At 56.9% G+C, this 22,277-nt stretch carries 22 protein-coding genes; 7 read left to right on the top strand and 15 right to left on the bottom strand.

Features of this window, described 5'->3' with window-relative positions; all coding sequences use genetic code 11:
* Window positions 1-56: 56 nt before the first annotated feature.
* Window positions 57-527, bottom strand: coding sequence for a tRNA adenosine(34) deaminase TadA (gene tadA / locus L881_RS0104800; RefSeq protein WP_025732582.1), 471 nt, complete (start codon window positions 525-527; stop codon window positions 57-59).
* A gap of 16 nt (window positions 528-543) precedes the next feature.
* Window positions 544-1,392 carry an ammonia-dependent NAD(+) synthetase gene (gene nadE / locus L881_RS0104795; RefSeq protein WP_025732581.1) on the bottom strand — a complete coding sequence of 283 codons (849 nt, stop codon included), beginning with the start codon at window positions 1,390-1,392 and terminating at the stop codon, window positions 544-546.
* Window positions 1,393-1,710: 318 nt separating this feature from the next.
* Between nadE and mqo the strand changes: the two genes are divergently transcribed.
* The gene (gene mqo / locus L881_RS0104790) at window positions 1,711-3,213 is read left to right on the top strand and encodes a malate dehydrogenase (quinone) (protein WP_025732580.1); all 1,503 of its coding nucleotides are present in this window, start codon (window positions 1,711-1,713) and stop codon (window positions 3,211-3,213) included.
* Between the two features lie 404 nt (window positions 3,214-3,617).
* Here the strand turns inward: mqo and cls are convergent, their stop codons facing one another.
* Both cls and trhO read right to left on the bottom strand, forming a co-directional pair.
* Complete coding sequence (gene cls / locus L881_RS0104785; protein ID WP_025732579.1) at window positions 3,618-5,033, bottom strand: cardiolipin synthase; 1,416 nt, start codon at window positions 5,031-5,033, stop codon at window positions 3,618-3,620.
* A 289-nt stretch (window positions 5,034-5,322) separates the two neighbouring features.
* Window positions 5,323-6,270 (bottom strand): oxygen-dependent tRNA uridine(34) hydroxylase TrhO, encoded by a 948-nt coding sequence (trhO, locus tag L881_RS0104780; protein WP_025732578.1) that lies wholly within the window; start codon window positions 6,268-6,270, stop codon window positions 5,323-5,325.
* A 417-nt stretch (window positions 6,271-6,687) separates the two neighbouring features.
* Here trhO and mvk point away from each other — a divergent pair, with 417 nt between their 5' ends.
* The 5 genes from mvk (at window position 6,688) to L881_RS0104755 (ending at window position 11,451) form a co-directional block, all read left to right on the top strand.
* Complete coding sequence (gene mvk / locus L881_RS0104775) at window positions 6,688-7,692, top strand: mevalonate kinase (RefSeq protein WP_084055396.1); 1,005 nt, start codon at window positions 6,688-6,690, stop codon at window positions 7,690-7,692.
* Window positions 7,692-8,672, top strand: coding sequence for a diphosphomevalonate decarboxylase (gene mvaD, locus L881_RS0104770; protein ID WP_025732576.1), 981 nt, complete (start codon window positions 7,692-7,694; stop codon window positions 8,670-8,672). Before mvk ends, mvaD begins: the two co-directional genes overlap by 1 nt.
* A gap of 95 nt (window positions 8,673-8,767) precedes the next feature.
* A complete protein-coding gene (locus L881_RS13860) occupies window positions 8,768-9,859 on the top strand; it encodes a phosphomevalonate kinase (protein ID WP_025732575.1) in 1,092 nt (363 codons plus the stop codon).
* On the top strand, window positions 9,856-10,917 hold the full coding sequence (gene fni, locus L881_RS13855; RefSeq protein ID WP_025732574.1) for a type 2 isopentenyl-diphosphate Delta-isomerase: 1,062 nt from the start codon (window positions 9,856-9,858) through the stop codon (window positions 10,915-10,917). Before L881_RS13860 ends, fni begins: the two co-directional genes overlap by 4 nt.
* Before the next feature lie 63 nt (window positions 10,918-10,980).
* Window positions 10,981-11,451 carry an acyl-CoA thioesterase gene (locus L881_RS0104755; RefSeq protein WP_084055395.1) on the top strand — a complete coding sequence of 157 codons (471 nt, stop codon included), beginning with the start codon at window positions 10,981-10,983 and terminating at the stop codon, window positions 11,449-11,451.
* A 134-nt stretch (window positions 11,452-11,585) separates the two neighbouring features.
* Here L881_RS0104755 and L881_RS0104745 read toward each other — a convergent pair whose 3' ends face one another.
* The 4 genes from L881_RS0104745 to L881_RS0104730 all read right to left on the bottom strand — a co-directional run bounded on the left by L881_RS0104745 (window position 11,586) and on the right by L881_RS0104730 (window position 15,130).
* On the bottom strand, window positions 11,586-12,539 hold the full coding sequence (locus L881_RS0104745) for an aldo/keto reductase (RefSeq protein ID WP_025732572.1): 954 nt from the start codon (window positions 12,537-12,539) through the stop codon (window positions 11,586-11,588).
* A 179-nt stretch (window positions 12,540-12,718) separates the two neighbouring features.
* Window positions 12,719-13,693: a porphobilinogen synthase gene (hemB, locus tag L881_RS0104740; RefSeq protein WP_025732571.1), complete on the bottom strand. Its 975-nt coding sequence runs from the start codon at window positions 13,691-13,693 to the stop codon at window positions 12,719-12,721.
* A gap of 155 nt (window positions 13,694-13,848) precedes the next feature.
* The gene (locus tag L881_RS0104735) at window positions 13,849-14,118 is read right to left on the bottom strand and encodes a DksA/TraR family C4-type zinc finger protein (RefSeq protein WP_025732570.1); all 270 of its coding nucleotides are present in this window, start codon (window positions 14,116-14,118) and stop codon (window positions 13,849-13,851) included.
* Between the two features lie 484 nt (window positions 14,119-14,602).
* Window positions 14,603-15,130: a hypothetical protein gene (locus L881_RS0104730; protein ID WP_025732569.1), complete on the bottom strand. Its 528-nt coding sequence runs from the start codon at window positions 15,128-15,130 to the stop codon at window positions 14,603-14,605.
* A gap of 169 nt (window positions 15,131-15,299) precedes the next feature.
* Between L881_RS0104730 and L881_RS13740 the strand changes: the two genes are divergently transcribed.
* Window positions 15,300-15,446, top strand: coding sequence for a hypothetical protein (locus L881_RS13740; RefSeq protein WP_156926501.1), 147 nt, complete (start codon window positions 15,300-15,302; stop codon window positions 15,444-15,446).
* An 86-nt stretch (window positions 15,447-15,532) separates the two neighbouring features.
* On the opposite strand, the gene L881_RS0104720 is transcribed toward L881_RS13740, so the two are convergent.
* The 7 genes from L881_RS0104720 to lgt form a co-directional block, all read right to left on the bottom strand.
* Window positions 15,533-17,743, bottom strand: a complete 2,211-nt coding sequence (locus L881_RS0104720; protein ID WP_025732568.1) for an FUSC family protein — start codon at window positions 17,741-17,743, stop codon at window positions 15,533-15,535.
* Window positions 17,744-17,749: 6 nt separating this feature from the next.
* A complete protein-coding gene (locus L881_RS0104715; protein ID WP_025732567.1) occupies window positions 17,750-18,682 on the bottom strand; it encodes an efflux RND transporter periplasmic adaptor subunit in 933 nt (310 codons plus the stop codon).
* Between the two features lie 19 nt (window positions 18,683-18,701).
* Entirely contained in the window at window positions 18,702-18,914 is a 213-nt protein-coding gene (locus tag L881_RS0104710; protein WP_245587925.1) for a DUF1656 domain-containing protein, read from the bottom strand.
* Between the two features lie 103 nt (window positions 18,915-19,017).
* A complete protein-coding gene (locus L881_RS13370) occupies window positions 19,018-19,881 on the bottom strand; it encodes a ProQ/FINO family protein (protein WP_025732565.1) in 864 nt (287 codons plus the stop codon).
* A 147-nt stretch (window positions 19,882-20,028) separates the two neighbouring features.
* Window positions 20,029-20,550 carry a dihydrofolate reductase gene (locus L881_RS0104700; protein WP_025732564.1) on the bottom strand — a complete coding sequence of 174 codons (522 nt, stop codon included), beginning with the start codon at window positions 20,548-20,550 and terminating at the stop codon, window positions 20,029-20,031.
* Window positions 20,547-21,341 carry a thymidylate synthase gene (locus L881_RS0104695; protein ID WP_025732563.1) on the bottom strand — a complete coding sequence of 265 codons (795 nt, stop codon included), beginning with the start codon at window positions 21,339-21,341 and terminating at the stop codon, window positions 20,547-20,549. The genes L881_RS0104700 and L881_RS0104695 overlap by 4 nt, the downstream gene beginning before the upstream one ends.
* Window positions 21,338-22,174 (bottom strand): prolipoprotein diacylglyceryl transferase, encoded by an 837-nt coding sequence (lgt, locus tag L881_RS0104690; protein ID WP_025732562.1) that lies wholly within the window; start codon window positions 22,172-22,174, stop codon window positions 21,338-21,340. Before lgt ends, L881_RS0104695 begins: the two co-directional genes overlap by 4 nt.
* Window positions 22,175-22,277 lie beyond the last annotated feature (103 nt).

Below are 22,277 nucleotides of genomic sequence, written 5' to 3'. Positions count from 1 at the left end.
GTTAACCCCTGCGCGCAACGCACCAACCTCACCGCGCCCCGATGAAGCGCGGCGTATCATGACTCGTTGGAAGCACGACGTCGTTCGCTGAAAAAGCGTTTAAGCAGTTGAGAGGAGGCTGAGGCGAGCACGCCGCCCTGAATCTGCGGGTGATGAAAATGCCACGGTTGCGCGGCCAGGTTGGCGCGTGATTCGATCATGCCCGATTTCGGCTCTGCGGCGGCGTAGACCACCCGCGCCACGCGAGCCTGAAGAATGGCACCAAGACACATCATGCAGGGTTCCAGCGTCACAAACAGCGTACAGTCAAGCAGCCGATAGTTGTTCAACTGCGCTGCGGCGGCGCGAATTGCCTGTAGTTCGGCGTGAGCGCTGGGGTCATGGCAAGCGATGGGGGCGTTATACCCCGCTCCGATAATCGCGCCCTGGGCCGAAACCACTACTGCTCCCACGGGCACTTCCCCTGCTGCAAATGCCAGCCGCGCCTGATCCAGCGCTCGGTGCATGTAAAATTCATCGCTGCGCAGCACCGGTTCAGACGCTTCACTCACCCTGCTGCCACCACTGATCCTGCGGCGTTACCGGCACGGTACGCTTATGGCGAGTTGCCAAAAACAGCTGTTCAATGCGCTCGGCCACCGTATCGCTCACGGCCAAACCTTCCAGATAATCGTCGATATCGGCATAACGCACGCCAAGTGCGTCTTCATCGGGCAGTGCCGGACGGTCATCCTCAAGGTCGGCAGTGGGCACTTTGAAGGTAATGCTGTCAGGGGCATCAAGCGCTTTCAGCAGTGCCGCGCCCTGACGTTTGGTCAGACCGGTCAGCGGTGTAATATCGACCCCACCATCGCCATACTTGGTGAAGAAGCCGGAGACCGCCTCGGCAGCGTGGTCGGTGCCCACCACCAGACAGCCAAGCTGCCCTGCCAGCGCATACTGTGCCACCATGCGCTCACGCGCCTTGATATTGCCACGCACGAAATCGCGCAGCCGATCCGGGGCCTCATCAAGGGGGGCCAGGGCAGCAGCGGCCGCTTCCGCGCTGGCATCTGCCGCCGCCTTGATATTCACCACCAGACGGTGATCCGGCGCAATAAAATCGAGCGCAATTTGCGCATCATCTTCATCGGCCTGTTCACCATAGGGAAGTCGCACTGCATAAAAGCTGACATCATCGCCCTGCTGACGCAGCCCTTCCACTGCCAGCTGACATAGCCTGCCAGCCAGTGCTGAATCCTGCCCACCGCTGATGCCCAGCACTAGCCCCTTGGTGCCAGTACGACGCAAATAGCGCTGAATGAAGCGAATCCGCTCAGCAATTTCATGATCGGGGTCAATGGAGGCGTTCACGCATAGTTCTTTGATGATGGCATTGCGCAAGGTTGTCATTGGTCGCAGGCTCGTCAGGATGGCTGAATTTGGACTGCTCCCAAGAGTAGCTGATGCATCGCCTTGTGCCTATAGGGGGCAGGCACCGCAGCGTGCTGGCAAAATCACGATCCAACGCCCCCTCTGCCACCATGGCGCCAGAGCAGAGAGAAATTCACACGACATTATGTGACACTAGAGGGCAACAAGGTTGCCTCGGGAAGGCGACGCGATGGCTCCTTATTACAGCCACCTTCCATGCGGCAACCAGCGCCAGGCCCCAGCGGCCTGCGGCAATGACACATAATGAAATAACACCAGGCATTCGGGAGAGCAGGAATGAGTGACGAAAACATTGAACAGGTGGATGTACTGCTAATAGGCGCGGGCGTGATGAGCACCACCCTGGCGACACTGCTGCACCAGCTTGAGCCGGGGCTTTCGATTGAAATTGTCGAGCAGCTCCCTGGCGCTGCGCAGGAAAGCTCCAATGCGTGGAATAACGCGGGCACTGGCCACGCGGCCATGTGCGAGCTGAACTACACTCCGCGCGCAGCAGACGGCTCGGTCAATATCGACAAAGCGGTCAATATCAACACCCAGTTTGAAGAGTCGAAGCAGTTCTGGAGCTATCTGGTGGAGCAAGGCGCTCTCAATGCACCAGAGAACTTCATTCATCCTGTGCCCCATATCAGCTTTGTGCGCGGCGATGATGATGTCGCCTTTTTGAAGAAGCGCTATGAAGCCATGAGCGCCCACCCCTGTTTCGCCGACATGACCTTCAGTGAAGATCACGAGGAGATCAAGCAGTGGGCACCCCTGCTGTTTGCAGGACGCACCGGCACGCAATCCCTGGCGGCCACCCGTATGCGCCAGGGCGCGGATGTCGATTACGGTGCTCTGTCACGGGATCTGATCAGCCATCTTGAGAAAGAAAATGCGGTCAAGGTCGCCTACCGTCAAAAAGTGACCGGCCTGGTGCAGGACGCCAACGGTCGCTGGTATGTCGATATCAGGGTTAACGACGGCATAGAAAAACGCACTGTTCGCGCTGGCTTTGTGTTTGTGGGGGCTGGCGGCGCCGCGCTGGGGCTGCTGCAAAAAAGCGGTATTGAAGAAGCCAACGGCTACGCCGGCTTCCCGGTCAGCGGCCAGTGGCTGCGCTGTGACAAGCCTGAAATCGTCGAACAGCACAACGCCAAGGTATACAGCAAAGCCTCGGTTGGCGCGCCGCCGATGTCGGTGCCGCACCTTGATACGCGCGTGGTCGATGGCAAGAAATCGCTGCTGTTTGGCCCTTTTGCAGGCTTTACCACCAAGTTCCTGAAAACCGGATCACTGTTCGATTTGCCTGCCAGCGTGCGCTTCAACAACCTCAGCCCCATGCTCTCGGTAGCCAAGGATAACTTCCCGCTGGTGAAATACCTGGTGCAGCAGGTCATGCTTTCGCAGAAACAGCGCGTCGAAGAGCTGCGTGATTTCTATCCTGATGCCAAGGATGACGACTGGAAGCTACAGGTAGCGGGCCAGCGTGTGCAGGTCATCAAGAAAACTGCCGAGAAAGGCGGCACGCTGCAATTCGGTACGGAAGTGGTCGCTGCCAAGGACAACAGTATCGCCGCCCTGCTGGGCGCCTCCCCCGGTGCTTCCACAGCGGTATCAATCATGCTGGGGCTATTGGAACGCTGCTTTGCCGAGCGCTTCTCAAGCACTGAATGGCAGCAGAAACTCACGACCATCTTCAGCGCCCGCGCCTCGGCCCTGGCAAGCGATGGCGATCTGCTCAACAAGGTGCGCACGCATTCGCATTCAGTGCTGAAACTGGCAGCGCCCGGCGAATAATGCCACACCAGTCTTTACACCTCGGGTAAACGCCACCCCGCCGCTACGCCCCTCCTGGAAATTGGGAGATGCGCAGCGGCGGAGCTTTTTGTCTTTCAATGAATATCGAGCAGGAGCGCGGCCCCCTTTTGCAAATGCGCTCCTCTTCACATAACACGCTCTATTGAGCGTCCTGCGCCATCATTCCTTCGTTCTCCGTCGTCATGCAGTTATCCATGCAGGCGTGGGGATCACTTGCGGAGCCGTACTTCCCCCACCAGCAACTCCCTTCCCATGGAAAGCCCTACTCGCCAGCTTTTAACGACAAGAGCGCGAATACTGGCATCATCGCGAATAAAGCCTGAAGGAAGGCGCACCGTTCGGATGAACAGAATTCACTCCCTTCACCATGAGTCGCAATCAGGTCAGAGCACCGGAGCGACCAGATTCGCCAGCCGTGAAGCGATCTGGCGCCAGCGCGGTATCTGATCAAGCGCCTGCTGGGTAAGTTCACGCGACTCATAGAAATCATGCAGCAGCATTTGCTCGACTTCGGCAGCAAAGCCGTTATCAAAGGTAGCAACCATCAATTCAAAATTGAGACGCATCGAGCGGTTATCGAGGTTGGCACTGCCCACCACGGCATAATCATCATCGACAAGCCATACCTTCTGATGCACAAACCCATGGCGGTAATTGTAGACGCGCATGCCGCTGCGAAAGGCTCGCCGCATAAACAGACAGCTGGCAAAGAAAACCATCTGGTGGTCAGCCTGCCCGGGCACCAGAATGCGCACATCAACGCCACGATTGACCGCCAACTGCAAGGCTGCAAATACGGCATCATCCGGCACCAGATAGGGCGTGCTGAGCCATATGCGTCGGGTTGCCCGGCCAATCAGCTCCAGCAGTTGCATGACACAGATATCATGCCCATCCGCTGGGCCAGTGGGCAGCGCCTGGCACTTCATGCTGCCGACCGCTTCGATATCCGCCATGCGCAGGTCGGGCAACTGCTTGGTACTCCAATACCAATCTTCGGCAAAGGAGTAGTGAAGGCAGTTGATGATGGGGCCACGCAGCTCAATATGAGTATCGCGCCAAGGGGAAAGCGGCGGCTCCTGGCCGGTATAAAGGTTGCTGATGTTGTGACCGCCCACGAAGGCGCGCTCGCTATCGACCACTACCAGTTTGCGGTGGTTACGGAAGTTGACCTGAAAACGGTTGAAGCCAATCCCCGATGAAGTCACAAACTTGTGCGCCTTGATGCCGCCCTGCCGCAGCCGCTCCAATGTCGTGTGTTTGAGGCCGTAGCTCCCGACACCATCACACAGCACCATAACGTCAACGCCATCAGCGGCGCGTGCCAGCAGCTTGTCGAACAACTTCTGCCCCAGTTCGTCCTCCACGATAGTGAAAAACTCCACCACAATCTGATACCGAGCGTGATCAATCGCATCGAACATGGCGTCGAATGTCGCTTCGCTATTGATCAGAAGGCGAACCTCATTGCCTCCCAGCATTGGCATCTGGGTAAGCTTCACGGCAGCAGGCAACCCTTGATCGCCCTGCTCTGAAATCAATGCCCGCCAGGGAAGCTCGCCAATCCGGTGGCTTACCTCATGACGCTCATCACGGCGCGCCTTGACGTAGGATTCAAAGCGATTGCTGCCAAACATGAAATAGGGAACCAGCGCCAGATACGGAAATACCACCAGCAGCACGGCCCACGCCACCGCTCCTTGCGGAGTGCGCGCACGCCAGATGGCATCAATGGCAGCCGCGATACCGCCCAGGTGAAACAGAAACACGATAATGCCGAGGATCGAAACAGTGCTCATAAGCAGGAATATTCACCTTGATGGACGATATGCGGGTATGACTGCGCCGACTGATATGAACACCAGCCTCAGGCCAGCCAGCGATAAAGCGCCCCGACAACGCATTTGCCTTTCAGCAGGCAGAGAAATGCACGAACTTCAGACCTCATGGCAGAAGCCTACATCTCGCTCCGCGCCTGCTGCTCATCCTTTAAACCTTGCCTTAAGGCGGCAGGGCTAGCAATACGACATCGCGTTAAACGTCAAAACCCACCGTAAGGTGGGTTTTGGTGACCGTGAGCGGCTGATGTTAGCGCTGCGTATGCCCGATGGGATGTGGCTGGTGGCGCTGCCTTGCCAGTTCGATCTGCTTCTGGCGTTCGATGGCGCGCTGGCGCGTCTTTTCGCTCAACGTATTCCAGCAGTGGGGGCAACTGATCCCCGGCACATAGTGCGCTGATTCACGATCCTGATGCGATACCGGATGGCGGCACGCATGGCACTGATCGAACTCGCCTTCACTCAGGTCGTGCTTGACGGCAACCCGGTTGTCGAACACAAAACACTCACCGCGCCACTTGCTCTGCTCTTCAGGGATCTGTTTCAGATAATTCAGAATGCCGCCCTTCAGGTGATAGACCTCTTCGAAACCTTCATTGAGCATGAAGCTGGACGCTTTTTCACAACGAATACCGCCGGTGCAGAACATGGCGACCTTTTTGACCTTCTCGGGGTCATAGTGCCCGCGCACATAGCCCGGAAATTCGCGGAAGGTTTTGGTTTTAGGGTCAACGGCGCCCTCGAAGGTGCCAATATCCACCTCGTAATCGTTGCGCGTATCAATCAGCACCACTTCAGGATCATCCAGCAGCCGGTTCCACTCTTCCGGCTCCAGATAAGTGCCTACCTGCTGATTGGGATCGACGCCGGGCACGCCCATGGTCACGATCTCTTTCTTCAACTTGACCTTGGTGCGATAGAAAGGATGCTCGCTGGAAAACGACTCCTTGTATTCCAGCGCTGTCAGACGCTCATCCCGCGCAAACCACTCAAGCAGTGCATCAATGGCATCACGACTTCCTGACACGGTGCCGTTGATCCCTTCAGCGGCCAGCAGCAGCGTGCCCTTGATATCGTGTTCAAGCATGAAGGAAAGCAGCGGTTCGCGTAGCTGCTGGTAATCATTGAGGGTGACAAACTTGTAAAGCGCAGCAACGACAATACTGTCGCTCGGCTGCTCGGCGGCAACTGATGACATGGCGAGTCTCCACAGTGGTCGCCCGCGTAAAGGGCGGACCGTGAGTAATAAAGGATACCCGCTGAGGCGGGCGCGCATAGTATAACAAGCTTGCCAGCGGCGATGCGATCCCCACGATACGGTGCGATCATGCGTCGCTTGTCCGCACGCCTATTGCGTATTGCTACCCCCTGAACGCTATTGTGGGTGCGAAATCCCCCCTTTCTCGTGTACTCTATGCGCCGCGATGTGGCTCATGTTGTACGGCAATATCGCCTTGAATAATGGTCCCGCGCTACTGGCGAAGATGCGGGTAACAGTTAAGTATTCGCCACTTTGATCTAACCGCTATGGCTTTATTGCAAACGGAATGAGCGCGGCTAACACCAGGTGCCGTGCCGTTCGCCATAAGGCTTAAGCGACCTATCTGGAACAGCGATGATGGAACGCGAGCAGCAGCCCGACTCTTTCCGCTCTGGTAACGGCACCTCCTGCGGAAAATTCATTTTGATTGGCGAACATTCGGTAGTGTTTGGCCATCCGGCCATCGCCATTCCGCTGCTGGGGGTTACCATGCACGCCCAGGTTCATCGCGAAGCGGTCGAGCCATGGTTTAGCAGTGAAGTCTACGACGGCCCCCTGGCGGCACTCCCCGACCAACTGGCAGGCATCCAGGGGGCACTTGCCGCAACGCTTGAGGCGCTGGGTGAATCTACCGAAGGACTTTCGATCACCCTTGAAAGCGATGTTCCCGTCGAGCGCGGCATGGGGTCGAGTGCAGCGTCAGCCGGGGCGATCATTCGTGCGCTGTTCGATTATCACCGCCGCGAAGCCAGCGCCGACCAGCTCTTCGAACTGGTTCAGGTCGCCGAACGTATAGCCCACGGCAGCCCCAGCGGTCTTGATGCCGTGGCGACCTCTGCGCGCGCCCCCGTCCATTTTCATCAGGGCACTTTTGCCGATCTCGATATCACGCTATCCGGTGCGGTGGTGATTGCCGATACCGGCATTCGCGGCGGTACACGCCACACCGTCGCGGCGCTGCGTGCTCGCCATGCAGCCACGCCCACTGAAGTAGAGCCTGATCTTGAGCGACTGGCAGCGTTAACCAACGACGCCAGCCGCTGCCTGCGCGATAACAATCTGATCGAGCTGGGTACCATTTTCGATCAGGCCCATGCGGCACTGAGCCGTTTGGGGGTCAGCAGCCACGAACTTGATCATCTTGTCACCAGCGCGCGTCGTCACGGCGCGGTAGGTGCCAAGATGACCGGCGGTGGTGCTGGTGGCTGCATGCTGGCGCTGTGTGACAGTGTTGACAGCGCTCAGCGTGTCGCCAAAGGGCTGCGCAGCGATGGTGCCGAACGCACCTGGATTCACACCTTCGATGCCCATAACAATAGCGCTCTTCCCCCTTACAACGACGGCGAGGTACTGTCCTGATGGCTCATCATGCGCGAGCCAAGGCTCATACCAACATTGCCCTGAGCAAGTACTGGGGCAAGCGTGACAACGAACTGATCCTGCCGATGAACGGTAGTCTGTCGCTGACGCTGGATGCCTTCCACACCACCACGGAAGTGCGTTTTATTGAGGAGCGCGGCAGCGATACCGTACTTCTCAATGAGCAGCCTCTCGATGACAGCGCCACTGCCAAGGTCAGCCGCTTTCTTGATCGCGTGCGGGCACTCAAGGGAGTCGATTGGCGCGCTGAAGTACATTCACATAACCAGGTGCCTACCGGTGCTGGGCTGGCTTCTTCATCCTCGGCATTTGCTGCGCTGGCAGGAGCGGCCTCTCGGGCACTTGGCCTGGAACTTGATGAGCGCGCACTATCCATACTGGCACGCAAGGGGTCAGGCTCCGCCAGCCGTTCGATCTTCGGTGGTTTTGCGCTATGGCAGGCTGGCGAAGACGATCTCAGCTCTTACGCTTACCCGCTGCAATCGCCGCTGTACGATGACATCGCCATGCTGGTGGTGGTCATCAACGCGGCTCATAAGCCAGTGACCAGCCGTGAAGGCATGCGCCGTACCGTCGATACGTCACCTTACTATTCGGCCTGGGTGAAAGATGCCGAGCAACGGCTTGGCGAGATGAAGCACGCGGTCACCCATGGCGACTTCACGCGCATGGGAGAACTGGCAGAAATGAGCGCAATGCGTATGCACGCCAGTATGCTGGCCGCAGAACCGCCCTTCTGCTATTGGGAGAGCGGCAGTCTACAGGTGATGCAAATCGTGCGGGAACTGCGTGCGCAAGGGTGCCAGTGCTACTTTACGATGGACGCTGGCCCCAACGTTAAAATCATCACCAGAAACTCTGAACTTGCCGTGCTAAAACGTGCGCTGGCAGCTACAGTGGATGAGCAGGCGTTACTGACTGCCCGTCCTGGCCCCGGCCTCCTTGTCGAGAATTGCTGAACATCTGACAAAGGCACAGCATGACCACTGGCCGTGACGGTTATTTCACGCAACCGCCCCAGGTTGATATTGATTCAGGTAACGGAGAGGCGTAAGTGTCAGTCATTGAGGAGCAAGCTCCCGGCAAGCTCTACATCGCGGGAGAATACGCGGTGATCGAGCCGGGCAATACGGCCATTCTGGTGGCCGTTGATCGTTTTCTGCGAGTGCGCCTGACCGCCTCTGAAGAAGTAGGCTCACTGACTTCCAGCCAGTATGGTCATCTGCCGGTACGCTGGCGGCGCAGTGGCGACCATAAACTGGTGCTTGAGCGCGAAGAGAATCCCTTCGACTACGTACTTTCCGCCATTGCGGTTACCGAGCAGTACGCCCGCGAGCAGGGCCGCGAGCTGGCCTTTTATCACCTTGATATTGATAGTCAGCTGGATGACGCCTCGGGCCGCAAGTATGGTCTCGGCTCCAGCGGTGCCGTCACTGTCGCCACCATCAAGGCACTGGCGCGCTTCTATGCCCTGGCACTCTCACCGCTGATGCTCTTCAAGCTGGCTGCGCTTGCACAGGTCGATATTCAGCCCAATGGTTCGTGCGGTGATCTGGCGGCAAGCGCCTATGGCGGCTGGATTGCTTATACCTGTTTTGATCGTGAATGGGCGCGCCGCGAGCGTGCAGCCCATACCGTCACCGAGATGCTTGGCCGCGACTGGCCCCATCTGGAAGTGCGCCGCTTGAGTGCGCCCAGCGATCTGCATCTGGTGATTGGCTGGACGGGAGCACCCGCTTCCACACCAGCGCTGGTCGCCATGGTGCAGGCGCGCAAAAGCGACAGCGCCACCCATTACGATGACTTCCTGAACAGTGCCAAAGAGTGCATGAAAGCGATGGTGGCAGCCTTCGAAGCCGGTAATACCAAACGCATTCAGGCTGAAATCCGCGTTTATCGCCGCTTGCTCCACTCACTGGGAAAAAGCGCCAATACGCATATCGAGACCCCTGAGCTTGACCTTTTATGTGCCGAAGCAGAGCGCTACGGCGGTGCAGCCAAGACCTCGGGAGCGGGTGGTGGCGACTGCGGCATCGCTATCTTTAACGCCGACAACGATGTGTCTGCACTGCTCGACGCCTGGACCCGCAACGGCATCCTTCCCCTTTCGCTGAAGGTTCACAATGAGAAGAGGCAGGTCGCATGAGCCAATCACAGCGCAAGGATGATCACGTTGCCCATGCCGAGGCTCTGTTCAAGGAGAGCCGCCACAACGAATTCGATGATCTAGAATTCGTCCACCACTCGCTGCCCGGCATTGATTGCGATCAGGTTGCCCTGGAAACATCGGTCGGCAGCTTCGAGTGGTCACTGCCCTTTTATATCAATGGCATGACCGGCGGCAGCCAGAAAACCGGCGAGATCAATCGTCAACTGGGCGAGGTTGCCAGCGCAACCGGCCTGGCGATTGCAACGGGGTCACAAAGCGCCGCTCTCAAGAATCCTGAACTGCGCGACACCTTCAGCACCTTGCGGAAGCACAATCCGCACGGGTTTGTGATGGGCAATGTAGGCGTCGATACTTCCCCTGAGCTGGCTGAGCAAGCGGTCGAGATGCTGGATGCCGATGCGTTGCAGGTGCATATCAATGCGCCGCAAGAGCTGGTAATGCCCGAAGGGGATCGCCACTTCAGCGCCTGGCTCGATAATCTTGCCGCCATTCGTGAGCGCGTGGGGGTACCGGTCATTGCCAAGGAGGTGGGCTTCGGCATGAGCGACACCACCATTCGCCTGTTGCAGGAGCGCGGTATCACGCTGATTGACGTGAGTGGTCGTGGTGGCACCGATTTCATCGCCATCGAAAACCTGCGCCGTCCTGTCGCCGAGCTGGATTACATCAAGGGTTGGGGGCAGTCAGCGGCGGCTTCCCTGATTGAAGCGGCACCGGTAGTGAATAGCGCGCAGTTGCTGGCTTCAGGAGGCGTTCGCACTCCCCTTGATGTGGTCAAAGCGCTTGCGCTTGGCGCAAAGGCCGTGGGGGTTTCCGGACAGGTGCTGCATACGTTAATGAATCAAGGTCCAGAGGCGTTGATTGCCATGCTCGAAGAGTGGAAGCAGCAGCTACGCACGTTGATGACCATGATAGGCGCCGCTAACGTTGCCAGCCTGCAACACAGCGATCTGCTGTTGCGCGGGCGCTTGCGTGAATACTGTGAGCTGCGCGGCTTGAATCCTGCGGGCTATGCACGGCGTTCGCGCTCTTAAGGGTAACGCAAGGCGGCCAGGCAAACATTGCGCCACTAATAGAGACGACAAGACGATACCTTGATGAGTATCGCCACCTCAGGCGCAGTCGAGGAGAGAAAGATGGCCCATAGCTGTCATTTGAAGGTACGCGGTAACCATATCGACATTTATCAGCATGTTAATAACGCCATGTACCTGACGTACATGGAAGATGCGCGCTGGGAGATGTTTGAGGAAACCGGTGGCCTTGAGTGGATGACCCACAACAATTACGGTTTTGTGGTGGTCAATATCAATATTGCGTTCAAGGCAGCCGCCTATATGAGCGATCGCATTGAGGTACGCACTACCTTCGATCCCATTGTGGCAGGCAAGCGGAGCGGCATCCTTCATCAAAGCATCTATCGCGGTGACACCGAGCTTGCCAGCGCCGATATCGTCTATGTATGTATTGATCTGGCGAAAGAGCGTTCGCTGCCTTTCGAGGGAGAGTTGCTGGAAAAACTCAATGAGTGGTATCAGCATTATCAGCCCATGCAAGCTACCAGCTAAAGATATTCTCCCGGCACGATAATCAGCCCATCATCGGCGTGTGCATCGTGCAAACCATAAAGAATGCCCCAACGGATAACACCGTGGGGCATTCTTTGTTTCCAGCGCCACTATGTAGCGGGAAGTAGTACTTTTTACTCAGCGCTGGCCTGATCGAGCAATGCGATATCTTCACTGGAAAGCGTCAACTGAGCCGCCTTCGCAAGGCTCTCAAGCTGCTTCAGACTAGTCGCACTGGCAATCGGCGCTGTAACCGCCGGACGCGAGATCAGCCACGCCAATGCTACCTCAGCAGCGCTGTGCTGCGTTTTCTCGGCCACCTGACGCAACGCCTTGAGAATGTTCAAGCCACGGTCATCAAAGTATTTGCCAAGGAACTGCTCGCGCTGAGTGCCGACAATATCCTGTTTCGACTGATACTTGCCCGAGAGGAAACCGGAAGCCAGGCTGAAATAGGTGATAACACCGATGTTTTCCTTGCTGCACAACTCGCTGAGAGGGCCTTCGAAGGCTGAACGGTCATACAGATTGTATTCCGGTTGCAGCACATCGTAACGCGGCAACTGCTCGCGCTTCGCCACTTCAAGTGACTCCTGCAACTGGGCAGCGTCCAGATTGGAGGCCCCCACCGCGCGAATCTTGCCAGCCTTGAGCAGCGTTTGGTAAGCCTCAAGAGTTTCGTCATAGCCGGTATCAGGATCAGGCCAGTGCGACAGGTAAAGGTCAATATAGTCGGTTTGCAGACGGCGCAGCGAATCCTCTACCGCTTCGCTGATCCAACGCTTCGACAAGCCTTTCTTGCCATCACCAAGATCAGCACCCACCTTGGTAATCAAAACCGTTTGCTCGCGCTTGGAAGGATTCGCCTTGAACCACTTGCCAATCACCGACTCCGAAGTGCCCGCCGCGTTGCCATCGGCCCAGATCGAATAGCAGTCGGCGGTATCAACGGTATTGAACCCGGCGTCCAGCCACGCATCCAGCAGCGAGAATGATGTTTTTTCATCCGCTGTCCAGCCAAACACGTTGCCGCCAAAGACCAGCGGCGCGACCTGCAAGCCTGTGTTACCCAGTGCTCGACGTTCCATCATCATGCTCCTTGGAAACAGTATCACCATGGTGTGTTGCCAGACGCAGCGCCCGGCAACATTGAAGATAGCCACTCTAAACGCTGAAATGCACCAGTGCCAACGCTGGTGCATGGCTATCATTCTCGACAACCAACGCCGCAGGATTGCGACGTTGATTCTCCCAGCCTATCGCGCTATCAAAGCCCGCGCTCAAGCAGATAAGGCGCGAAATAGCTCATAATGATATCGGCGCCCGCGCGGCGAATAGAGCCTAGTGTTTCGCGTACCACAGCTTCTTCATCAATTACGCCCTGCTGAGCGGCAAAACGAATCATCGCGTACTCACCGCTGACCTGGTAAGCCGCCAGCGGCAGCAGGCTCTCGCGTCGAATATCCGCCAGCACATCCAGATAGGCCAGCGCAGGCTTGACCATCAGCATATCTGCGCCCTCTTCTGCGTCGAGCAAAGACTCCCGCAGCGCTTCACGGCGATTCATCGGGTCCATCTGATACTGCTTGCGATCGCCCTTCAGCTCACTGCCCGCTGCTTCGCGGAAGGGGCCATACAGAGAGGACGCAAACTTGGTCGAGTACGCCATGATCGGTGTTTCATTGAACCCGTCACTATCCAGCGCCTTGCGAATGGCGGCAATCTGACCATCCTGCGCCGCCGAAGGCGCAATGATATCGGCACCCGCGCGGGCTGCCAGTACCGACTGCCGCCCCAGGTTTTCGATGGTGGCGTCGTTATCGACCAGGCCATCGCGGATGACGCCGCAATGCCCATGAGAGGTATATTCACAGAAGCAGATATCGGGAATCACCGTTATCTCAGGCACCGCGTTCTTGATGATGCCGGTCATGCGAGCAACCAGGCCATCTTCCTTCAGTGCATCACCGCCCACTTCATCCTTGTGGTGGGAGATACCGAACGGCATGATGGCCGTCAGCCCCAGCTTTGCCAGTCGCTCTACTTCCTGCACCAGCTTCTTCTCGGGGATTCGGAACTGACCTGGCAGCCCTTCAATGGGGGTAGCCTCATCAATGCCTTCTTCAACAAAAATGGGGTAGACCAGTTGCTCGGCGGAAAGATGCGTTTCGCGCAGAGTGGCGCGCAGCTGCGGGGTACGACGCAACCGGCGCATACGCATTTCGGGGAACATTGCCGACATCAAAAAACCTCCTGAAGGGCAGGATGAGCGCGTAGCGCCCTACCCTGATACTTAAATGTAGATGGCGCCGATATTAACACGCGAAGATGTTTGCTCGCAGAGCAGGTGTTTACGCTTCATGGAAAATAGCCTTGCTCAGCGGTGTTACAGCCGCCTCAGCGTAGCTGGCTATCCTTGCTGCCACGGCGGTTATAGCCTGCCGAGTGAGCCTGAGTCCTATCACGCTCCGCCTGACAATCAACGCACAGCCTTCCTCCGGCTATCGCCTTGCGACGCGCTTCAGGAATCGTCTCACCACACTCTTCACATTCGGTAAGGCCAGGCCCCTGTTGCTGCAAGCGGCGGCGCACTTCGTTAACGCCATCTTCAATGGTGCTATCAATCTGATCCTGAACAGCACCGTCTTTTGCCCATCCACCCGCCATGATAGCCTCCTTCGAGAAAACGCTTTCCCAGAGATTCATTGAATAGACGGTGGGGGCAGATAGCGACAAACCAACCCTGTTTCCTGTCTGCTATCCCCCTTTTGCCCCCCCTTTCTTCTATCACCCTTTCTGCTATCTCCTGTCCGCTACCAGTTAACGGCATCTGCATATCATGGGGGCCAGCACGCGACTGGCTTGTCATGGGGACTGAAAAAAGTCGAGGAGATAACGGAGAGAAGCAGATGAACGGCGGCCCTTAGCGCCTGCTCAACCTCTCGTGAGCTAGCGCAGGGCAAAAACAGGCGAGAATGCGGCATTTACGCGCTGCAAATGCCCAATTCGAGCCTGTTTTAATGCGTAGAGCCGACGGAACAGGCTCCTGGAAGGTGGGGCCGCTTTCATTCAGACAGCACGCTGAAGGCAGAATGCCCAACCTCAGCCGCTATCGACAGCAGCCATAGAAAATAGCCCTTACTGGGCCGGCTTATTGGGTGGCTCGATAGGCACGCAGGTACTCGGTTTCACTGCGCAGCTCATCCTGCATGATATTGAAGCGCTTCATGAGCTGTGGATCGACACTGAAGGTATCGCTGGGGCGTGGCGTATCCGACTCGATCTCCTTCTGCCTGGCCGCCAGGTTTTTAAGCCCACGATCAAACTGATCGCACACCTTTTTATCAGCGCTGTTCTGCTCCAGCACCGCATGGCAGTTACGCCCCAGATCGCGCGCCACCGTCAGCGCGGGAATCAGCGCATTGACGTATTCAGTAGGCGATAGCTTTGGCTCAGGCTGCGGGCGACTCTCCTCACTGTTGTCAGAAGCACTATCGGCGGCACTGCTGTTATCGCTGGCGCTGGCCGTAGTCTGCTCGTCGGCAGCAGCTTCTTGCTGCGCCTCGGCTGCGCCGCTGACCCGCTGTTCGTGACCATTGGCTGCCGGCTGCTCAGCCGCCAGCGCACTACTCAGAGGCATCGCAAGCAGCAAGAAAAACCACAGGCTCCGTTTGCTCATTACCTACTCCGTTTCAATCGACGCATGTCGGCACGGCTCGGCAATCAAGCGCACCTTTTGTGGATGACAATAAGCGATTCAGTCACATTCGCCTATACGGTCACGATTTTGCAATGGCTCCATCTTACCATCAGCGGCATAAGCGCGTTACTCAACAAGGAGCACCATCATGTACCACTCTGCGACTCAAGCACCCGCAAGAAAATGGTTATCCGAGGCCGAGCTGATTAACGTGATGCATCAGGGCCAGGACAACCCTCTACTCACCGCTCTGGAAAAGCGCCGCAAACGCAAATGCCTTAAGGCCACTGCATAATCATAATAAAGCGGGTGCCCTGTATTACCGCTGGTCACAGGACACCCGCCATACCGTTTTTCTATCTTGCTGCTAGATTCAGGGAATTAACGGCCATTATTTGGCGGTAGATCGTCGTCATCACTACCGCTACCTTCCGGCCCTTCCTCGTCGCGCGCGCTATCAGCGTCATCATTGGTGGATTGCTTGCCCTCTCCGGGGAATAGCGCAGCGTGCAGCTGCTCCAGCTGATCATCACTGACTCCCGCATTACGGCGTAGCGACAGCATGATGCGATAGCAAAGCCCCTGGAATGCCTTGAGTTTGGCATCATCGAAGTGGTCCGAGTGTTCCATCATATCGAACATCCCACGACTTACTTCCACAAAGCGCTGATCGTTATTGACGCCCCAGGCACTCGCCAGATAAGCCTCCGAGAGCGCTTCCTGCCACTGTTTCATCGACTCGCGCAAACGTGGGTCGTCACCATCCAGGGCAAAACGGTGCGCCTGCTTGATAATGGCGTGCCCCAGGTTCAACCCCAGCAACCCCTGTTCAATCAGGCTGTGCTGAGACTCGCTGTCCTCAATGGCGGCCAAACGCTGAATCCTGACAATCAAACGGCCATTCAGCCATGACTCGCTGTCATCCTGACTGCGCAGCCCTAACATCGCCAGGTCAGCCGCAGTGGCGCTAATCAAGCGCTTGCGCATAATCAGAGGCCCCGGCGCAGGCACCAGCCTGAATAGCGTATAAAGCAGCGATATGCCCAGACAAATCGCTAGACCGCGCTCAACCGAACTGACCAGATCGAAGGTCATGTGATTGCCTGGCAGAGTGGTAATAATATAGGTCAGGCAAAAGCCCAGGGAGTAACCCAGAGTTTCCCGAACACAAAAGCCCAATAGCGGAATCGCCATCGGCAAGATAAAGCAAAGCACGATCAGCTCGTAGAAACCTGGCGCCACCATCAGAATCAGGCCGTTAATCATCAACGACACGGGAATGGCTATCAGGTTGCCTATTAGCACGGTTCTCAATAGCGGTTTGGCCGGTAGCTGGGCAAACATGATGCTAAATACTACCGGCAAGATCATCATCAGGAAGGCAACGCTCCAGCCCGTGGCGAGCCAGAGAATGGTGCCGCCGGTGAACATCAGGGCCGAACGCATCCCAATGGTGATCGAGGAGAGCATGTCATAGGTGCGCGAAAGGGGGCGTGCTCGCAACTTAATGCTGCGATAGTTGGCCACCCCGCTACATGCGTCATGCATCACCACAAGCTGCTGCAATACTTCCTTCACCCCTTGCAGGGCTCGCATCTGCAAGGGGGTGCTCATCTCCTTGCTGTCAACGCCATTGACGATCTTTCTAAGCTCGGAGAAACACTTGCGGCTCTTCGCCAAATCCGGTTCCTCACGGGCCTGCTGTATGGCTGCCTGCAACCTGTCGAACACGTCCTGCAACGCCGGGTTGATCCAGCCTGGCCGCTCACGTATCAGGTGACCAATCACCTGCATCTCCGCGATAAGGCTCAGGGTCTTCTGGGAAAGCATATGCGCTGCACGTGCTCGCCCCAGCCCAGTGGGGTCCTCGTAAACAACAGGATTAGCGTCAGCTTCCAGCAGTTCTACTGCCCCAATGGCGGCCATCAGTGAGTCATGGCGCTCCTTGCGCTTGTCTTCCGCAAGCAGATGCATCTCCATTGAGTCGAGGGTTTTGGAAATGACATCGCGTGCATGAGCGGTAATAAGACGTTCAACATGCTGCGGCCACATCAGCATACTTGCCAGGGTAGCGCACACCGCCCCGATGCTGATTTCACTCACACGCTGTATCGCTACCTCAAACACATGGTTGCTGTTGACATCGCCCCCCGACAGCGAGATCAACACAACCAGGTTCATGGTGATGGCGGACATCGCACAGAAATACGTGACATTAAAGTTGTGCGTCATCGACGACAGGGTCGAGAAGGCGAACACCATCAGTCCCATGCACGCTAATGCCAGTGGCGGAATCTGTATATAAATGCCCAGCATGGTGAGCCCTAACAGACCGCCCAGTATGGTACCGCTGATCTGGAACAGCCCCTTCTCGATCACCTGCCCGCTTTGTGGACGAATCTGCAGGAAAACTGCCGAGATGAGTGTCCAGTAGGGGCGATCAAAGTCGAGGTAGATAGCGATATAAAGCGCTGCCGACATTGCCACCACGGCTTTGATGGCAAACTGGATCGCAGACAGCTCTGGTATCAGGAACGCTGCCAGTTTCGGAGGAAGCGAAAAGTCTTTGAGCCGCTCAGACAGAGAGGACATTCACAATTACTCGGTGTCGTGCAGACTGGTAGGCTCAGTCCGGGAGTCCTGAAGATCAGCCTGCTCATTGTGTTCGCGGTGCCTGTCGTTATAGACACGCACGGTTGCTGTCATGCCCGAGCTGAGCACTACGCCTTCAGGCACATGGTCAATGTGAATATCCACCGGAATACGCTGCGCCAGCCTGACCCAGGTAAAGGTGGGAGAAACCGTGGGAAGCTGGTCATTGCCCTTGGAAGTATCGCTATTGGAGATACCGCGACCGATACTGACCACATGCCCGTTCAGGCTTTTCGAGTGACTCATCAGCCATACCCGTGCCTCTTCGCCCGGCTTGATCCTGTCGATCTTGGTCTCTTCGAAATACCCGGTAATGTAATAGGAGTGATCGCGTACCAGCGACATTTGCGGGGTGCCCTGAGAGACATAATCACCCTGACGCAGGCTCAGATTGACGATGTGGCCGGAAGCAGGCGCGCGGTACTCGGTACGGGACAGGTTGATCTTGGCGGTCTCTACCTGGGCCTGGGAAGCGTGGTAGGAGGCTTCAGCCGCCGCCGCAGAGAGTCTGGCGTTCTGCAAATCCTCACGCGAGATCGACTGGCTGGAGAGGCGCTGACGACGCTGATATTCATCAAGCGCCTGCTGCCATCTGACCCTGGCCTGCTCGGCGGCAGCGTTTGCCTGATCCAGTGAAGCCTGATAGCGAACGCGATCAATACGGAAGAGCACATCACCTTTATTAACGTGCTGATTGTCCTGCACGTTAAGCGTGTCGATCCACCCCGAGACGTCAGGGGCAATCGTGGTGACATCCGCACGCACCCTTCCATCTCGAGTCCACGGTGTATAGCTGTAATAGTTCCACACCCATACACCTGCTGCGATCACCAACGCCAGCATGCACAATGTGAACAAAAGTCGAATGAGTGTCCGCATTAGCCTTTCACCAAGATTATCAGAAGGTTGCCGAGAAGGAGCCGGCCAACCAGGTCACGCCCGCCAGCAAGCAGCAAAACAATGCCACATCGAACCAGGCTTCCTGTAAAACAAAACGCCCCAGGGGCGATTTGAAAATGATGAGACGCAACACAACGGCCGCCACCAGGCTGATCAACACAAAGAACAGCATAGGGCTAAAGTACACCCCACCCCAGTTGATCTCGCGCATGAACATAGTGATCTCCCTGATCGCCCAGCCCTAGCATAGAAAGCCGACGGCCGCTATTGGCATTTCGTTAGACGGCAAATATTATCACAACCTGAAGAACACTTCAGTGCCCTAATCGTGCGTTAAGCTCTGCCAGCTTGCGCGCCATGCGCTCGGCCTTTACCTTCTCTTCGCGTTCGCGACGATGCTTTTGGAGAGTAGACAACTGTTCTCTGGCGTGCTGCACATCCTGCTCACCGATATCACCTGCCGGCTGACCATCCAGGTCAACACGCTGAACACCCACACGAACCGATTTCAGGTAGCGCGGCAAATTGACATAGTTGGCAAGCGCTCGCCTGATCAGCTTGGCAGGCCATGGTTCACGCGCGATCAAATCTTCATGAATGCCAATTTTCAGCGGCTTGGTATGCGCCGTGAAGAAGGCGTTGGGATATTGGGAATACCAGTGTTTCAGCAGCGCCTGCGGGGAAGGCGGTGGCTCGCTGGGAGCTGCGGCGCTGCTCTCTTCTTGCTGAGGCGATGCCGAGACATCGTGTGACGTTTTTGTCTCAGCGGCTTCGGCCAGCTCTGATGTCTGTTCGCTCATGGGGCTTTCACCTCGGGAATCACCCTCATCTGGCTGACTGGCACTGCTTTTCTCCTCGGTAACGCTATCGCGCTCACTCATTGAAGGTTCATCCTCGACCCGCAGGTTCGCCTCGGCAGCGTGGGGCTGCGATGTAACAGGCGCAGCATCACCCACAGGGCTGCGGGAAGGCTCAGCGTCAGCGAGTGCGGCACCTGCAACGCTCACCTCCTGAGCAACGACCGGCGTCGCGGCTTGCTGCTGTTCGAGTTGTTCTTTCAGTGCGCTGTTTTCACCTTCAAGCAGCTGTAGCCGCTTGCGAACATGATCCAACTCACGAAGGGTTGCTTCCGATTTTTGATCGAGCGAGTCGATCAACGCTGTTAGCCGGTCACTCACCTGGACCGTTCCCCCATACTGCTTGACTGTTATTGAATACTCGTGGGTGATGCCGCCAGACCTGACTAACGCTCAGTGCCTGCGCCTCACACAGCAATAATAGAGCAAATCCACCAAACGACAACTATTAGGCCGTTGGCGGTTTGTCTACTGTCGGCGCTGATAGCAAAGGAAACGATAAGGCGGCTGACCAGCGGCTGGCTCGCCTTCTACCTGCTCATCCAGCCGCCACTGCTGCTCATCAATGGCGGGAAAGAAGGTGTCGCCCTCCAGCGCAATATCCACCTGTGTGATGTAAAGGCGCTGCGCCAGCGGCAGTGCCAGCGCGTATATCTCCCCGCCCCCAATCACCATGACTTCGTTTGCGCCATCAAGAGATGCCTGTTCGGTGGCGACCTCCAGTGCGCTCTCCAACGAGTGAACCACTTTCACTCCCGCGGCCTGATAGGAGGTATTGCGCGTGATCACGATATTGCTGCGATTGGGCAGTGGGCGACCAATCGACTCGAAAGTGGTGCGCCCCATCACGATCGGCTTGTGGCTGGTCATGCGTTTGAAAAAGCGCAGATCCTCGGGAAGATGCCAGGGCAGCTTGCCTTCAACGCCGATCACACCGTTACTTGAACGGGCCACAATTATGGCGATCGCGACTTCGCTGTCCGTACTCATACGGCCACCTTCGCCTTGATATGCGGATGGGGGTCATAGCCTTCGATAGCGATATCGTCAAAGCTGAAATCAAACAGATTGGTGATCTCTGGATTGAGCTTCAGTCTGGGCAGCTGACGCGGAGTGCGGGAAAGCTGCTCGTGCGCCTGATCCAGATGATTAAGGTAGAGGTGAGCGTCGCCCAGCGTATGCACGAAGTCACCTGCTTCAAGATCACACACCTGCGCGATCATATGGGTCAGCAGCGCATAGCTGGCAATATTGAACGGCACGCCCAGGAAGATGTCAGCGCTGCGCTGATAAAGCTGACAGGAGAGCTTGCCGTCAGCAACATAAAACTGAAACAGCGCATGGCACGGCGGCAGCGCCATATCGTCCACCAGCGCAGGATTCCATGCCGAAACCAGCAGCCGACGCGAATCCGGCGTGCGCTTGATCGAATCGAGCAGGGTGGCAATCTGATCAATATGACGACCATCGGGTGCCGGCCAGCTACGCCATTGGTAGCCGTATACCGGCCCAAGATCGCCATTTTCATCGGCCCATTCATCCCAGATGCGCACGCCATTTTCCTTGAGATAAGCGATATTGGTATCGCCCTTCAGGAACCACAGCAGTTCGTGGATGATGGAGCGCAAATGCAGTTTTTTGGTGGTCACCAGAGGAAAGCCGTCGGCCAGATTGAAACGCATCTGATGACCAAACACGCTAAGCGTACCGGTGCCAGTGCGGTCGGATTTTTGCGTGCCTTCGTCGAGCACGCGCTGCATCAGTTCCAGATAGGGTTTCATCGGCTATGTTCACTCTGTTCGGCAGTGGAAGGCGCGGCGGCATGGGGGCCAGTCAGATCCAGCGGCTGGCGACGCGACCAGATGAGCAGCGCTCCTCCTATCAAAATCATGGGCACGCACAGCAACTGCCCCATGGTCAGCCAGTTGAAGGCGATAAAGCCAAGCTGCGGATCAGGGCGGCGGAAGAACTCGGTAAAGAAGCGGAAGCAGCCGTACAGCAGAACGAAAAGACCCGCCAGCAGTCCACGGCGACGCGGCTTGCGCGATACCCACCACAGCACAACGAACAGCAGCAGCCCTTCGGTCAGACACTGATAGATAGCAGAGGGATGGCGCGGTTCGGGGCCATATTTAGGGTAGTCAATTGCCCACGCTACATGACTGATGCGCCCCGGCAATTCCTGATTGATAAAGTTGCCAATACGACCGGCTCCCAGCCCTATCGGGACAATAGGAGCGATAAAGTCACACAGCTCCATGAAGTGCAGTTGGTGTTTGCGAGCGAACAGTACAATCGCGATCAGTACGCCCAACAGACCGCCGTGGAAGCTCATGCCACCATCCCATACCCGGAATAGCCACAGCGGGTCCGCCACCAGGTAGTCCCAGCCGTAAAAGATCGCGTAGCCAATACGCCCCCCCAGCACAACGCCCAGTGCGCCGTAGAAGATCATATCGCCGACGGCCTGCTTGCTGATGCCAATCCGCTCGGCCCGCAGCCGGGCAAGCCACCATGCCCCCAAAAATCCAATCAGGTACATCAGGCCATACCAGTGAATCGCGAATGGCCCGATGGAGGCCAGCACCGGATCGAAATGGGGATAATGCAGCATAGTATTTTCCAGGATGAGGTCGGAGGCGTATTTACCGTGCGTTAATCGCTCAGCTTCTCTAACGAAAGAGGTGGTTGCGCGCCATTCTAGCGGTACGAACGCG

Source organism: Carnimonas nigrificans ATCC BAA-78 (assembly GCF_000526695.1).
Classification (GTDB): domain Bacteria; phylum Pseudomonadota; class Gammaproteobacteria; order Pseudomonadales; family Halomonadaceae; genus Carnimonas; species Carnimonas nigrificans.
The sequence above is the reverse complement of the archived record's forward strand: the minus strand, read 5'-3'. Positions and strand labels throughout refer to the sequence as shown.